The 14,794-nt window shown below is 48.3% G+C and carries 13 protein-coding genes; 4 read left to right on the top strand and 9 right to left on the bottom strand.

The window, feature by feature from the left end; genetic code table 11:
• The first annotated feature begins 107 nt into the window (after positions 1–107).
• Positions 108–596 carry a MogA/MoaB family molybdenum cofactor biosynthesis protein gene (locus MLAB_RS09305; protein ID WP_011834120.1) on the top strand — a complete coding sequence of 163 codons (489 nt, stop codon included), beginning with the start codon at positions 108–110 and terminating at the stop codon, positions 594–596.
• Positions 583–1,101 (top strand): GNAT family N-acetyltransferase, encoded by a 519-nt coding sequence (locus tag MLAB_RS09300; protein ID WP_011834119.1) that lies wholly within the window; start codon positions 583–585, stop codon positions 1,099–1,101. Before MLAB_RS09305 ends, MLAB_RS09300 begins: the two co-directional genes overlap by 14 nt.
• Here the strand turns inward: MLAB_RS09300 and MLAB_RS09495 are convergent.
• The 6 genes from MLAB_RS09495 to MLAB_RS09270 form a co-directional block, all read right to left on the bottom strand.
• On the bottom strand, positions 1,074–2,030 hold the full coding sequence (locus tag MLAB_RS09495; protein ID WP_143702808.1) for a hypothetical protein: 957 nt from the start codon (positions 2,028–2,030) through the stop codon (positions 1,074–1,076). The two genes, MLAB_RS09300 and MLAB_RS09495, sit on opposite strands and share 28 nt — an antisense overlap.
• A gap of 163 nt (positions 2,031–2,193) precedes the next feature.
• Positions 2,194–3,216: a hypothetical protein gene (locus tag MLAB_RS09490; protein ID WP_011834117.1), complete on the bottom strand. Its 1,023-nt coding sequence runs from the start codon at positions 3,214–3,216 to the stop codon at positions 2,194–2,196.
• Positions 3,217–3,267: 51 nt separating this feature from the next.
• The gene (cgi121, locus tag MLAB_RS09285) at positions 3,268–3,762 is read right to left on the bottom strand and encodes a KEOPS complex subunit Cgi121 (RefSeq protein ID WP_011834116.1); all 495 of its coding nucleotides are present in this window, start codon (positions 3,760–3,762) and stop codon (positions 3,268–3,270) included.
• A 2-nt stretch (positions 3,763–3,764) separates the two neighbouring features.
• Complete coding sequence (locus MLAB_RS09280) at positions 3,765–5,945, bottom strand: ATP-dependent DNA helicase (protein ID WP_011834115.1); 2,181 nt, start codon at positions 5,943–5,945, stop codon at positions 3,765–3,767.
• Positions 5,946–6,038: 93 nt separating this feature from the next.
• Entirely contained in the window at positions 6,039–6,581 is a 543-nt protein-coding gene (locus tag MLAB_RS09275) for a KH domain-containing protein (RefSeq protein ID WP_011834114.1), read from the bottom strand.
• A gap of 3 nt (positions 6,582–6,584) precedes the next feature.
• A complete protein-coding gene (locus MLAB_RS09270; RefSeq protein WP_011834113.1) occupies positions 6,585–7,451 on the bottom strand; it encodes a serine protein kinase RIO in 867 nt (288 codons plus the stop codon).
• Between the two features lie 956 nt (positions 7,452–8,407).
• Between MLAB_RS09270 and MLAB_RS09485 the strand changes: the two genes are divergently transcribed.
• Positions 8,408–9,409 (top strand): pentapeptide repeat-containing protein, encoded by a 1,002-nt coding sequence (locus MLAB_RS09485; RefSeq protein WP_052289008.1) that lies wholly within the window; start codon positions 8,408–8,410, stop codon positions 9,407–9,409.
• Between the two features lie 591 nt (positions 9,410–10,000).
• Here MLAB_RS09485 and MLAB_RS09260 read toward each other — a convergent pair.
• Together MLAB_RS09260 and MLAB_RS09255 are read right to left on the bottom strand one after the other, a co-directional pair.
• The gene (locus MLAB_RS09260) at positions 10,001–10,804 is read right to left on the bottom strand and encodes an MBL fold metallo-hydrolase (protein WP_048062333.1); all 804 of its coding nucleotides are present in this window, start codon (positions 10,802–10,804) and stop codon (positions 10,001–10,003) included.
• Positions 10,801–11,505 (bottom strand): flavodoxin family protein, encoded by a 705-nt coding sequence (locus MLAB_RS09255; protein WP_011834110.1) that lies wholly within the window; start codon positions 11,503–11,505, stop codon positions 10,801–10,803. The genes MLAB_RS09260 and MLAB_RS09255 overlap by 4 nt, the downstream gene beginning before the upstream one ends.
• 364 nt (positions 11,506–11,869) lie before the next feature.
• Between MLAB_RS09255 and hmdC the strand changes: the two genes are divergently transcribed.
• On the top strand, positions 11,870–13,390 hold the full coding sequence (gene hmdC / locus MLAB_RS09250) for a 5,10-methenyltetrahydromethanopterin hydrogenase cofactor biosynthesis protein HmdC (RefSeq protein WP_011834109.1): 1,521 nt from the start codon (positions 11,870–11,872) through the stop codon (positions 13,388–13,390).
• A 236-nt stretch (positions 13,391–13,626) separates the two neighbouring features.
• On the opposite strand, the gene hmd is transcribed toward hmdC, so the two are convergent.
• A complete protein-coding gene (gene hmd / locus MLAB_RS09245; RefSeq protein ID WP_011834108.1) occupies positions 13,627–14,655 on the bottom strand; it encodes a 5,10-methenyltetrahydromethanopterin hydrogenase in 1,029 nt (342 codons plus the stop codon).
• Between the last annotated feature and the right edge of the window lie 139 nt (positions 14,656–14,794).

The following is a 14,794-nucleotide window of genomic DNA, read 5'->3' as shown; positions in this document are numbered from 1 at the left end:
AAAAAAACATCTGCAATATCTTAGACTTCCATCACAAACATTCATGGTAAATCACTTCTCCTAAACAGGAGAATAACCTATTATCTTTGAACTCATACATTTCCCTCATGTCAAGAGAACACCGTGAAGATATTTCGGTGAAAACTGCAGTGATCACTGTTTCAACGACCCGCACGGAAAAAACCGATCTCTCCGGAAAAATAATTCAGGAAGCATTTGAAAAAGCCGGTATTCCAGTTTTCCCGGTGAAAATCGTTAAAGACGATATTGGGGAAATCAGATCGGCCGTTATGGAAGCGCTCGACTCTGCAAACTGTATTGTCGTGAACGGAGGTACGGGTCTTACACATGACGACTGCACGATTGAAGCCGTCTCGCCGCTTTTCATAAAAACCATGGACGGATTCGGCGAACTCTTCCGGCAGAAAAGTTATGCCCAGGTGGGAAACGCCGTCATTCTTTCTCGTGCCGCAGCCGGTATAAACAAAGGCCGGGCAATATTCTGCATCCCGGGGTCCCCAAAAGCCGTCAAACTTGCAGCCGAAGAGATCATCGTCCCAGAAATCGTCCACATCCTGACCCATGCAAACCAGTGACCCCCGCATCCTGCTTACACCCGTTCGAACCGCTGAAGAGATTCAGACTGTTGCCGATCTTGCAGAAAAGGTTTGGACCGAACACTATACCTCTCTGATCGGTTCGGCGCAGGTTGTCTATATGATAGAAAAGTTCCAGTCGGTTCCGGCAATAACCGAGCAGATCCAAAAGGGATACAGATATTATCTGATGCAGTACAACGGCATATCCGTTGGATATACGGCAATACTCTTGGAGCCTTCGGAAAAATCGCTTTTCCTTTCCAAAATATATGTGGAAAAAGCCTACCGCGGCAAACACATCACCTCCCAGACGATTTTTGCTCTGAAAGAAATCTGCCGTGAGGAAGGACTCGAAAAAATATGGCTGACGGTGAACAAAGGAAATCACTCCTCCATTGCCGTATACGAACATCTGGGGTTCGTCAAGGTCCGTGACGTCGTGACTGACATCGGAGAAGGCTACGTCATGGACGATCACATCATGGAAGCGACCATTTCATAGGTCTCTTCCCTGCTGTAGGACCCGGTGTTGATCACGTCAAGTTCATCAAAGTAGGCATAGCAGGTTTCCATATACTCGTTATAGCTGGTGAGATTTTTCTCATATTTTTCGTAAACCGCCGGATCGTACGCCTGAGCGAGCTGAACCTCCTGTCCCATTATCTCGGTTTTAAGTGTTCTCATCTCCTGACTCAGCGAGTCGATGGTCTCAACAATTCTATCCCGCTGCTCTAAGATCGTGTCCACCTGCCAGGAGACCGTGTAGGCTGCCGTCCCCCCTCCAACAAGAATGACCGAATCCTCTCTGACCCTCGTTCTGTTTTTGGTTCTGCTTCTGATGACTGCGGCGTTCTCGCCGATGTATGCATATCTGGTCGTTTCGATCAGGATGTAGCTGCTGATCACCTGTCCTGCCTCCTCCGCTTTGATCGCGGCCGTCATATGGTTTGCTTCGCTGAAGACCGCGACTCCTGCCGCATAGCCGGATTTTGCAAGGAGCCCTGAGAGAAGAACGCTTTTGTCGTCACAATCCCCTTTGTTCTCGATTACCGTTTCGATCGGGAAGTTCACCGCGGCCCCGACCGTTTTGTAGGGGATGTTCTGGACGTAGGTGGTCAGCAGTTCGACGTACTCGTCGCTTGTGAGATTATGCTCCTTGGAATACCCTTCAAAAAATCCGAGAAGTTCTGCATACATTTCATCCTGGGCCGGGTCATTTACGATCGCAGCGTAATACTGCTTTGGGGAACAGCCGAAAAGAGGGATGGATTTTGCACCTTCTCTTTTTGCACCGTTGTAAGGAGAGAGATGAAGGGTGACTTCGCCCGAAACGATCCCGTCCTTAAAGGGAAACTCGATTTCGACGACCGTTGTCGAGGTGTCGGACGGATCCGCGGCGATTGCCGGAACCGTGTTTTGGATAACCGTCATGCCAACGGCCGATGAGGTTATCATACAGAGGATAAGCAGGAAAAAGAGTATTTTATTGAGTATTTCCATTCGATCTATGGAAATGGATTCTCTTTTGCATTAATCGTTTCGTTTGGTTTTTCTGCCGACCCTTTCAGTTCTTCAATACAGGCCCGTGATGCCCCTATTTCATGGACTGAATCGTCTGATACACCTTCTCTCTGTTGTAGGGTTCTGTGTTGATCATATGCAGCGTCGCACGGATTTGATTTCCCGCCTCGATCCCCTCGTCGTACTCATCGAGATGGAGATCATATTCATCGTGAAGGGTCGCGTTCGATGCATACTCCGGGGTTTCGAGCATCGCCTTTTCCGTTGTGATAGTTGCACTCAGACTGTTTAGATTGTGATACAGGACCTCCAAAGCTGCGTATGCCGCATCCCGGACATTCAGGATCGTGCTGACCTGCCAAGATGCCGTATAGAGACCCTTTCCTTCCCCGATCCGGTAGAATTTGTAATCGCCGTGATCGGTTCCCGAGTGCAGCAGTGCGGGGACTTCGCCGACATATGCATATCTGGTCGTTTCGATGATGCTGTATCCGCTGTTTTCATACTCGGTCTGATACCCTCCTTTCACTCCTGCAGCCATGTGATGGTCTTTTTCGAAGACAAATACACCGGCATCATAATTTTTTTTGGCGAGGAGACCTGAGAGAAGAATACTTTTGTCGTCACAGTCCCCCCAGTTTTCGATCACCGTTTCAATCGGGAATTTAATCTCCGTCTCGGATGTTTTGTAGGGAATGCTCTGCACGTAGGTGGACAGAAGTTCGACATACTCATCGCTTGTCAGATTATGTTCCTCTGCATAGGTATCGAAGACTTGAAACAGTTCTGCATACATCTGATTTTGGGCCGGATCATAGGCGATCGCGGAGTAATACCGTTCCGGCAGACAGCCTATCAGCGGTGTTACCTTCACTCCTTCCGTTGTTGCTCCGTAGTAGGGAGCAAGGTCGAGCGTGATCTCGGCTATGACCGTATCATTCATGAACGGAAAATCTATGTGGACGACGGTTGTCGAGGTGTCGGATAGATTCACCGGGATCTCCGGATATCTGTTTTGATCAACGGCCAGACCGATGCCTGCCGCAAGTATCAGGAGAATAACAAGAGAAAAAAGGAGTATACGCGGTGTTTTCATCGGTTGTATGGAAATACACCGTATTCTCAATTAATTGTTTCGTTTGGACGGTTATCGCCATGCATCGAGCATAGCGACCCGTTCTATCACAAGTTCGCCGATCCGGTCCTCGCCGACGACGCCGATCTCCTCTTCGGTGATGGAAAACTCCCGCATGAGGGTCTTTGTGTCGGCGGTGACTTCATTCGACTCTTCGATGAGCTCCCGGATCTCTTCCTCCGCTCTGCCGGCATCGCCGTCGAGAATCAGGACATACACCTGATTTTGACCTGCCTGCAGACCGAATCGCGGGGCAAGGGAACACTGTCTCTGCCCGGATGCATACAGCAGGATCTCCATCGAAAGAGTGCGGGCAATATTTTTTCCTTCGGCAAAGGACCGCTCTGCATGCATGACCGCCGATTCTATGTGGGGTTTTCCGGCGATCTTTGCCGCGTCGAAAAGAACGATGGTTGACCCTGTGTCTTTCCCGATGCCGTTAATCGTTTTCAGCGTGCCTGCAACACTCTCAACATCCAGTTTTCCTGAAAAAATCTTCATCGTCATGTTTATCCTCCAAAATCGAAAAGGGTAGCCTGCGGTTTTTTCTCGGTCGGCAGATCCTCTTCTTCGTGCTCATCCTCGCTCTCTTCAAGTTCCTGCTCTCTCTTTTTTGCGGATCTGCGGCCCGCCTGTTCGAGAACATTTTTCGCGATGGTCGCTCCAAGAATCGAGACGACCTCATCTTTTTCTGCGGCCATCAGCTTTTCCGGGCTGGTGATACCTCTGTCAAAGATTCTGCGGGCCCGAACCCGCCCTATTCCTTTGAGGGCGATCAGGGGGAGAAGCTCCTCTTTTACGCCGTGGGTCACCCGGAGTTCGAGATCCCGCATCTCGTCATCGCAGTCGGCGGCGAACTCATGACAGATCCTGCCTGCCGCATGCATGAGCCATCTGAGGTTTTCAACAACTGCATGGATATCGCCGGCGCCTACTCCGAACCGCTCGCAGATGGAGTCCTCGCCGATCTCGGAGATCCACTCCTCGGCGACGAGCGCCGTCTTGATCGCCGCAAAAAACTCCTCGGACAGATCATCGAGCAGGAGTTCTTCGCTTCTTTCCTTGAGGATTTTATCCACGAACTTCTCGTCCGAGGCTTTCAGATAGAATCTGAACATATCCGGCGTCATGCAGAGAAGGTGCAGCATCCCAAATGCCGTGAACTTTTTCCCGGCAAGGCCGTCTTTGATCATCATGGCAGATTCGGGGTCGAGGTAGAGCCGGGACGTCAGCGCTCCAAACAGGGTCCCATGGATCTCGTCTCCTTCCCTCTCGACCATCCCGGACTTTTCCAGATAGGCAAGCGTCTTCTCGATGTTTTTGTCGAGACGCCGGTGAACGGACTTCTGGCTTGCGTAGAAGGATTTTTCCATAAATCCCCTGACTTCGCCATCCGTCTGGGCAAAACCCGAGGTGATGAGTGCAAGAAGATGGCTTCTGAGTTCGTTCTCTCTCTGACACTGGGAAGTGATGTCTTCGGCCGGTGCATCGATGAATTCTTCGAAGAGCCGGTCCACGTCACGTTGCTGCTTGGCGATAAGGACCGCTTCTCCGTAGGGATCGAGTCTCGGTCTGCCGGCCCTTCCCGCCATCTGCCGGTACTCGAGGACCGGGATCGGGTTCATGCCGGCCCCCCGCTCATACCGCTGATAATCCCGGATGATCACCCGCCGTGCTGGCAGGTTGAGTCCGGCGGCAAGCGTCGGGGTCGATGAGATGCAGAGGATGTCTCCGTTCCTAAATCCCTCTTCGACTGCCGCTCTCGCTTCCCGGGGCAAGCCTGCGTGATGGAACGCGGCTCCGGATTTTACCGCAAGGGCGAGATTTTTCCCGGACGCAGTCGTGTCGGCTTTTCCGATCCGTTTTGAAAGTTCGTCGAGCGTGGGTGAGGTTTTTTTCAGCGTGACTGCGGCCCGCTTTGCGTATGCCTCGGCCGAACGCCTTGACGAGACGAAGACCAGGCACTGCCCGCCTTCGTTTACCGTATCCAAGAGAAGATTGAGATCATCGTCCTTTTTCGGGGTTTCGAGCAGACGTTCGGTTCCGTGGAAATGGATCGCTCCGTCATAGTAGACTCCTTCCCGGAGATCGACCGGCCGCCACTCGCTCGTGATGAGGGCGGCATCCAGCCATTTTGCAAGGCTTTCGGGATTGCCCATCGTGGCTGACAGGCCGATGATCTGCATGTCTGGGTTCTGGAACCTCAGCTGCGCGATCACCATTTCAAGAGTGCCCCCGCGTGATTCGTCACCGATGAGGTGGATTTCGTCAACGACGAGAAGAGAGATGCTTTTCAGCCACCCGGCTTTGTTTCTGATCAGCGAATCGGTCTTCTCGGATGTGGCGACAATGATGTCGTACCGCCCGAGGTACTCGTCGCGCTGATCCGGGTCCCCGGTCGCGATCCCGACCTTGACGGATTTGCCGCTGAAGTCTTCGTATTTTTCCGATGCAAGGGCTTTGAGGGGGACAATGTAGAGACACTTTCCCCCCTCGGCAACCTCCTTCTGCATCGCCATTTCTGCGATGAGTGTTTTTCCTGAAGCCGTAGGGATGGCGGCTAAAATGTTTTTCCGGTTGAATAGTCCGGCATTTACACATTCGGCCTGCGGGGGGTACAGCTCCTCGATCCCATTTTTCGCGTACGCCTCGCGCAGGTGATTTGGGATCGGCATCTCGTTTATTTTCATGAAACGAGTCCGGATCCGTTTAGACCCCTTTGTTTCCAGTGGAACTTTGCAGAATCACTCATGATATTTAACAGTTGCTACTTATGCTGTGCCTTAGTAGTAATAGTTCAGAACATCCAGCTTTGCTTCCTTCTTTTTGCGATCCAGGAAGTTAAAGACGGTATTGTGGTCCGAGCCGTTTATGAGCATGGTTATCGCGGTGTGAGCGTCGTTCATCTGATCCGGCATGCCGATGATGCCGACGGTCTTTCCGTATACGGAGATGAGTGCACCGGTCATATTTTCGATCTGTTCACGGGCTTTTCCTTCGCGTCCGATGATCCTTCCTCTGATGCGTGCGAGTTTCTGGGGGGTGTCTGCGATATCCGAGAGGTCGATCAAGGTCAAGATCATGTCGTCGTCTTCGAGGAGTTTTTTCGCACGTTCGGGCGAGAAGCCGCGGCCGATCGCTTTGATGACTTCCATCGAGCGGATCTCTGCAAGCGTATCTTCTTCGTTGATGATCTCGATGAGTCCGGTCTGACTGTCGATTTCAAGGGTTACGTTGAGGGATTTCTCAAGGAATTTTCTGGTCTCGCCGCCTTTTCCAATGATGGCGCCGATTCTGTCGTTGGGGATCTTTACTTCCTGTGTCATGATTTATATCTCGAAAAATTCTTCACCGACGATGTTTCGAAAAAGTTCGTGTTCGTCGGTGGTTTTGCATTTGTTTGCAAAAAATCTGTTGATGTTTTTGATGTCCCTGAAAAGGAAATTGTAGGCTCTGGGGTGTTCGGGGGTTACCGCCTGGGCCATGTCGATTAAAATGAGTCCGTCTGGTCCGGTGAGGATGTTGTACTCGGAGAGGTCGCCGTGAACGAGCCGTGCTTTCTGGTAGAGATCACGGATAAGCCCGATGGTTTCTTCGTAGGCTTCGGCGGGGGTTCCCGGGAGACACTGCCGCATCTGGGGGTAGGGGATGTTTCCCTCGCCAAGGAATTCCATGACGAGGATGTTTCTGTCGAATGCGTAGGGGGTCGGGCAGGGAATGCCGGCTTCTTTGGTCCGTGAAAGGTTGCTGTACTCTTTTTTGGTCCAGGCAAAGATGATGTCTTTGTGGGTCCGGCGGATGCCGGCGAACCTGGGATCACCGAGGATGTACTCGCTCATGGTGGTGAAGTTTCCTGTTCGAAGCCGATAGATTTTGACGGCGGCAGAGATTTCTTCACCGTTTTCATCGGTTTTTCCTGCGAGGAAGACGTTTGCCTCCTTGCCGGTGGAGATGGAGCCACCCATCGAGGAGATGATCTTTTTGTTGACGAGTTTGTATAATGCTAAAAGAGTGACTTCATCGAAGACTTCGCCGGTGACTTTTTGCGAGTCGGCGTCTTTGATCCGGATACCGAACTCGGCGAGTTTCCGGTCGAGGTACTCGATCCTTCCATCATGTTCGTAATGGCGGTCGGCTGAGGATGCGGATCTTGGTGGTGAGCTAACTTTGGATTTGCGGGGTTTTTCGGGGGACATAATAGGGGTTGATGTTTGGTTCAGCTGTGCTGCTCTGGTATATGTTTCTTTTGTCAGGTATTAGTTTTTGGGGAGAGGGACGGGTTTTTGGAGAGACCTATACAGAGAGCAGAATTTCCGACCGATGGTGAAATTTGGGGGCACGATGTATGTGCCCCCGTTTTTTTGTTTACTTTGCGGGGGCAGGTTTCAAAAATCTCCGTGCCCCCGAATTCTGTTGATTTGCGGGTTATTTTTGCGAAAAAAGCTGATATGCTGAGTTTTCGGTGCGGGGGCACATTTTTTTCAAAACTCTCTATTTTATAGTAATTAGGCTTATATTCGGGGTTTAGAAAATTTTCTGAGGGTTTTGAAAAAAATGTGCCCCCGAAATGGAGTTCTGTTAAGAATGAGTTGATCGACCCACACTCACAATGAAATGCGGGTGTTGAATTTGGACACGTTGTATTTGTTGATACCTGTCCAACTCGTTTCCATCTCGTTTTTGCCGGATGGTTTGGACACGTTTTGAAAACCGGACGTGTCCACGAAAATCTTTGTAATTCGGGTTTTTTGTCAAAAATGGATGGATATAGGGTTTTTATTATTTTGGACAGATTTTTTCCAAAACTCTGTTTTTCTGTAGTAATAGGGTTAGAGGTAGATTTTAAAGATTTTCCCAGGGTTTAGAAAAAAATGTGTCCAAATGTATTTTGGGTTTTTGAGTCCTCATGGAAAGGAGTTGGTCTGGTGTGAATACATGAAATATTCAACCGCGAATCTCCGCGAATTCCCGCGAATCGCATTTTTCTTGCGTCGTCGTGCTCTGCTCCGGCTGATCGCCTGCGCAGGAATCGCACGTCGCCTGGAAAAATGCTAGGGAAAAACCGGCGTGCCGGTTTTTCTTAACTGGGATTTCTCATCTTGAGCAGGTTCTGAGGTATAATTATATGGTCAGGTGGCCACTCTATGATATTATGGGGAATGAGAATGAAAGACCGAAAGGTTGGAATAAGGAATTATATGATAAGCTGAGTTTTGAATATTTGATCGAGTGTGCTCAGTATCGGAGGATCGAAGAATGGAATCTGGCGTATGAGAAATATCTGAAATCTGAATGGGAGAGGATTCTTCCAGATGAGGGATATAATTTGGAAAATATTGGGAAATTGTTTTATTATGGTTCTGGTTTTGTACGACCTGGTTTTCAATGTAAGGATTTTACCAATGCAATTCAGGAGGGAGCCGATTTCTCTAGTGCACATCTTTATGGAGCCGATTTCTCTAGTGCACATCTTTATGGAGCCGATTTCACTTATGCATCTCTTTATGAAGCCGATTTTATATGTTCACATCTTGAGGACACCAATTTATTTGAGACAATTCTTTATGGAGCCAATTTATCATGGGCATCGCTTATTGGAGCCGATTTTATATGTTCACATCTTGAACGAGCAATTTTTCACTTCTCTATAGTAAATGGTGAGACCCAATTTACAAATAGCACCATAGATGATAAAACAGATTTCACCGGGACTTCTCTTTCATCGGCCCGCATCGAACCGGAACTTAGAACCAAGCTTGAGAGAAACATCCGGCAGATACGCTGGGAAGAATGGTATAATGATAATAAACTGCTCGAGATACCGGCGAGAATATTCTGGAAAATTTCCGATTACGGCAGCAGCACTCGTGCAATTTTGTTCACCTTTTTATTTTCGAATGTTATCTTCATGATGTTCTATCTTGCACTTCGCGATGCGGGTCTCCTGGAAGGATCGATCCTTTCCTCAGGGAACGATCTCCTCTTAGCCTACATGCAGACGACGCTTGTCCCCTTCGGCATTTTGGGCATTGACCTTACGACCCTCTCGCTCTTTCCCGTATTCATCATCTTCCTTCAGGTGATTTTCGGCTACACCATTCTCGCAGCTTTGGTCACCAGAATGGCGATCATGTTCCAGAACCTGAGTCCCTAGACTCTTTTTTTCACGAGACTCTATAGAGAATAAAAGGAGGATATTTTCACGGTGGTCTCGATCTGAAAAAAAGAGGCGGGTATGCTTGGATGCATGAGATAAACCAACCGCGAATCGGCGCGAATCCCGCAAGCCGTTGGCTTGCTCCCAGAATCGGATTTGCATACCCTCACTTTCGCAATCCAGCTTCGCTGTCTTGCTCATCCCTTCATCGGGAACGTTCGGGCAAATCCTGTCGGCGCCCCGGCGGCTCCTGTGAGGGAATTATTCATTGAGCAATCCTAAATGTGAAAAAATGTTCTTAGTAAAAACAATCCAAAAATGAGATGGAGAGAGGGAAATCACCATTGGGAGGCGCTGGGGCGCCGACAGGATTTGCCCGAACGCTCCCGATGAAGGGATGAGCAAGACAGCGAAGCTGGATTGCGAAAGTGAGGGTATGCAAATCCGATTCTGGGAGCAAGCCAACGGCTTGCGGGATTCGCGCCGATTCGCGGTTGGTATTATCTCATGAGCCATAAGATAACAGTAACACCTCGCTCAGTGATTTGAGAATCTTTGCGAACGCGGTTAAATATTTCCTGAGTCCTCTCACCACTCGATCGTCAGCCCGACCCCCACTTCATGCACCGGGATCACGTAATGGACTGCTGCTTTTACCGCAAACGAAGTACAGTGACAGGGATACATCTCCGTGATCCCCTCTTTTTGCATATACTGGATCGTCTTCTCTGCCCGCTCATCCATCTTCTTCATATGCCAGCCGCCGATGATCCCAAGGATCGGTTTATTCGTCAGCTCCTTTGCATACGCACAGATATTACAGATCCCGGCATGCGAACAGCCCGTAATAATATAGATGCCGGCATCCGTTTCATAGAAAAGCGCCGAATCCTCCAGAATGAAATCCGGGACATATCCCTCCGGGGTTTTTCGCATGTCCATCTTCGGTCGCGGTTCGAACTCCTGCGTGATCGGGATCTCGCCAAGGAAGGTTATGTGTTCGCTGATTTTTATCGGAGCCTTCGAGAGATGCAGAAGTGTCTTTTCCCGCATCGTCTCTTCGGAGACCGGCGAACCCGTCAGCAGATCGCCCCGGCGTTTCTCGGCAAACGTATCCGGATGGGTGACCACTTCGAACGACGACGTATCGAAGCGTTCCAGTAGATGCGGCAGACCTCCGGTGTGGTCGTCGTGTCCGTGAGAGATCACGACCTTTGTAAGGGCTGAAAGATCGGTCCCGAGTTTCTTTGCGTTCCTGATAAAAAGATCCGAGTAGCCCGTATCAAGCAGGATTTTTTCCGTTCCGTCCTCGATATAGAAGCAAAGACCCGGCTCTCCGTAAAAATATTTGTCGATAAAGGTGTTGTTGTCAACGAGTACAGTGAGTTTCATGTTCTCTTCCATGGTTTTTTCCCGGCAAACCAACCGTTTTCCTTCCAGTATATCGCCTGCGGCTCATCAGACCAGAATTTCTTCTGAGCAAATCTCATCAGATAGAAGATCATCTTCACCTTGAGACGGGGCTTTGCTCCCGTTTGTCTGCGAATCTTTTTTGAGGTCTGTTTGATCTCTTGTGCAAATGCCGCTTTTCTTTTGTCGGAAAGCCCACGCCATCCTTTCATCCCGACCGTTTTTTTGAAGCGGTAGATCCGACCGACTCCCCACCAGTCGAGGGAATTTCTGACATCCCGCACTGTCTGCCGGATGCCGATACGTGCCCCTGTTGAAATAACGAGTGCCTGTTTATGGAAATAAACATCTTTTGGCTTATGCGCCATCCACTGAAATCCGAAATGATCCAAAAGTGCCTTGACCTGGCCTGGTACATGCAGTAAATATACGGGCGTTGTGAAAATGATCAGATCCGCACTTTCCATGGCCTCCTCTATCGGCTGGACGTATTTGTAGTGAGGACATTTTGTGCTGTCCGACAAACAGGTCAGACATCCGGTGCAGAACACCGGCATATCCCTTGGGAGATGGAATTCGGTGACGGTATCACCGTCTGCGAGTTCTTCTATGAACTGCCTGGCAATATTGTACGTACTCGATTTTTCCGTCCGGTTCGTTCCGTAGATGACGGTGATTTTCATTTTCCTCCTGCTGTTAGTTGGTTTCTTTTCTCATCTCTTTTTTGTATGGTATTATGTTTTGTGTCGATCTGATCGAGGTTATGCAAATAATGAATGGACGGCCACGTATTGTATTTGAAAATGGAAGGTGAATACTGGAGTCCGATCATAGGATTCGAGAGTATTTAAAAATGATATTTTACACAAAAACATGTGCATATAAACTAACTTAGTATTATAAAATATATTATTAGTAATATTTAACACATACAAAAAACAAACAAGTAACACGCACGAGATATACATCTTCGGTATAACTGCCGTTGCCAAAATTTTCCGAAAAGCTGTGAACAGGAACCCAAACAGATTATAAAGAGGACACATTATGAAATCACTACTGCAAGACGCCGCCAATGATCCATACAGAGCATGGGAACTCGTAAAATACGCCAAAAACCCAGAGCAGATAATAGAAGGATTGACTGCTCTCAATCGGGAAGAAACCATGCACCTCGGCATGAACTTCAAAAAATTTCCGCTCGGCTGCGATCTAACAGAAGTATTTGTCGGAACATGCGCATCCGATCTTGCCCTGCAGGATATTTATGGGAACTGTCTTTTGTCCGACACGATCGGCGCTTCGATTCATGTTTGTGCCTACGCATTTTCTGACATCGCCGAAGCGAACGGAATGCGGGGTATTGACCTTATGCGAAAAATCAGGGAAACAACCGAGGTCCCTCTTGATTTAGACCATTTCGGTATGTATGGTCCCATGCGGTTTCCTGAAACAATTGTGGGGTGTCCCGGTCAATGTTATAATCAGGGTCCGCCGTTTGACGGATGCCCACGCGGAAGAATTCATGCCCGGCTTATAGAAAAGGAAAAAGAGGCACTCGAGGATAAAGAAGAATGGATCAAACTCTCTTCGTCTGTTGCCGTAAACCTCACCAGTATACAGGGCGGCGAAGAACATGCTGCGTCGCTTGATGAAGCTGAAGATATCGTCAAACTCGCACGTAAATATAACAAAGGTATAGAAGCCATCATGTTTGTCGGAGATGGCTATGAAGATCTGATTGCCGGGTTTGATGCAGGTCTGAAAATGGGTGTGGATGTTTTTGTGATCGAAGGAGGCCCGTTCAATAGAGCAAAAGACAGGCTGGATGCATTTTCACGTGCGGTGACCGCTGCACGAATTCTTGCTCCAGGCAAGGTCGTCGCAACAAACGGAGCTTATGAGGATGAATGTAGGGTCGGGCTTCGTTCAGGTCTGAATGCAGTTATCAGCGGTTTTCCCAAAAACCACCATGGATATATGTGCGGATACTCGCCGGGAACTGCAAAACGCGGAAACTTCGGGCTGCCGCGGGTGATGCAGATTATTCATGATGAGGCAGCAACACAATGGACACATGCACCGATACAGAAAGGAGAATTGGAAGCTCTGGCACGGGCGGTAAAAGTAGTCGGACCGCAGAATGCCTATCCAAAAGTGATCGGAGCAACCACCCTTGGTGATGCCCACTGGGCATGTTTGTCCCACACTCCTCTTTACAGGCGGGTAACTGTAAACCGCACAATTAACGATATCACGCAAATGGCAGAAAACGGAGAATTTAACGAGACTGTTGCTCTTCTTGGAGGAAGATTTGTATCATGGGCGGTAGCAAAAGCGCTTTCCGGAAAAGTAGACAGAATACTTATCAGTGATGCAGATCCATGGGTCGAAAATATTACAATAGAAAACCTTCGAAGCGTAGTGGATACAGAAATCTGTTCCGGAAATACAGATGATGCAGGTTCTGCTGCATCAGCCGATAGCACGATTATCTGTTCAACAGTGCCGGAGATTGCCGGAAAAATACAACATAAGATCGGTAGAAACGCAATAACATTTATATAAACCACCATAAAAATGGTTCTCTCTTTTTTAAAGAGAATCATTTTCATTAATATTTCATGAAGTCGCCAGTTTCATAGGCGTTTTTTGAATATACACTGAGGGGGACAGATAAGAATATATTAAGCAGATATGCCTGAGAAAAAATTGATTTTACTGAAATTACAGTAAAAATGATATCCTATCTTCTGAAATCATCGAGAAGATAGTATCATGGTAGTTTGGGTGTAAGCCGAATTTTACTGAAGTTTCCGTTTTTCCAGTGCTGTCATCACTGTCGGCAGGATTTCGCTCAGTGCGCCGAAGTTCATCGAATCGGCTGTACCAAGGAATACGCCAGGGTCAAGACTCTTCTCCATATTGGCAATACCAGTCTTTTTCATAAGCGCAGTAATCTGTTCAAGTGACTCTGCTGCCATCATCTGAGCGAAGCCTGCCGGAGCACCAAGAACATTCATCACGGATTCGCGATAGGTCAGAAGGCCTGCATAGGTAACTGCAGTCAATGCTGCGCACATATCACAGACAGGACCGAGAAGTTCTGCCGGAAGTTTGTATGCCGTGCCGCGGGCTTTGTGACCGAGGTCAACAAGCTTCTGGATTGCCGGTTCTGCGGCGTACCCTTCAGAAATAAAGACCTGTCCTTTCATCTCAGGAACTGCTCCCGGGTGATAGGAAGTGACGTTAACCTTCTTGTTCTCGACTAACCCGAGCTCATTAAAGATGTTATAGAACTTGGTGGTTGGAATCGTGCAGGCATGAGTAATAATTGCGCCTTCCTTGATATCGCCGGCGAACTTTTCGATAATGCCTTTCTGCATATCTCCTTTCGGAAGCCATGTGATGATCAAGTCAGCATCAGAAACTGCCTCGCGGTCGTCAGTCGTAACTTTAATACCAAGAGTCTCGGGGTGGGTGAAATGAATCGCTCCCTTAGGCGGTTTTGGCAGATCTTTTGCTACTTCCTTAACCTTTGCACGAATCGCCGGCATAATCGACTCTGGATTGGTCTCATGTGCCTTAATCACATCTTCGTAAGCAAAATCGTCAATGACGGTGAACTGATTGTCAAATACCGGGTCTGCAATGACAATATCATTAATACCGGCGAGGTACTTCAGCTCTGCAGCCATAATACCTGTTGAATGCGTCATCGCAATCTCTGGTTTGTTCGCAAGCTTTGCAACTTCACATGCACGGGCGAAATTTGTAATTCCTGCTGCCGCATGCGTTCTATAGCATCCTGCTCCTAAAATTGCTACTTTCATGTATGTAATCTCCAGTTTGTACTGCCATCAATATGTGACAACAATAGTGTATTTAATAATATTCGTAATAAATCTTTCTAAATATGTTAAAATCAATATGATTAATGTAGTTATAATATTAATATTAATAGCAATTTGT

This window comes from Methanocorpusculum labreanum Z (genome assembly GCF_000015765.1).
Taxonomy (GTDB): Archaea; Halobacteriota; Methanomicrobia; order Methanomicrobiales; family Methanocorpusculaceae; genus Methanocorpusculum; species Methanocorpusculum labreanum.
The sequence above is the reverse complement of the archived record's forward strand: the minus strand, read 5'-3'. Positions and strand labels throughout refer to the sequence as shown.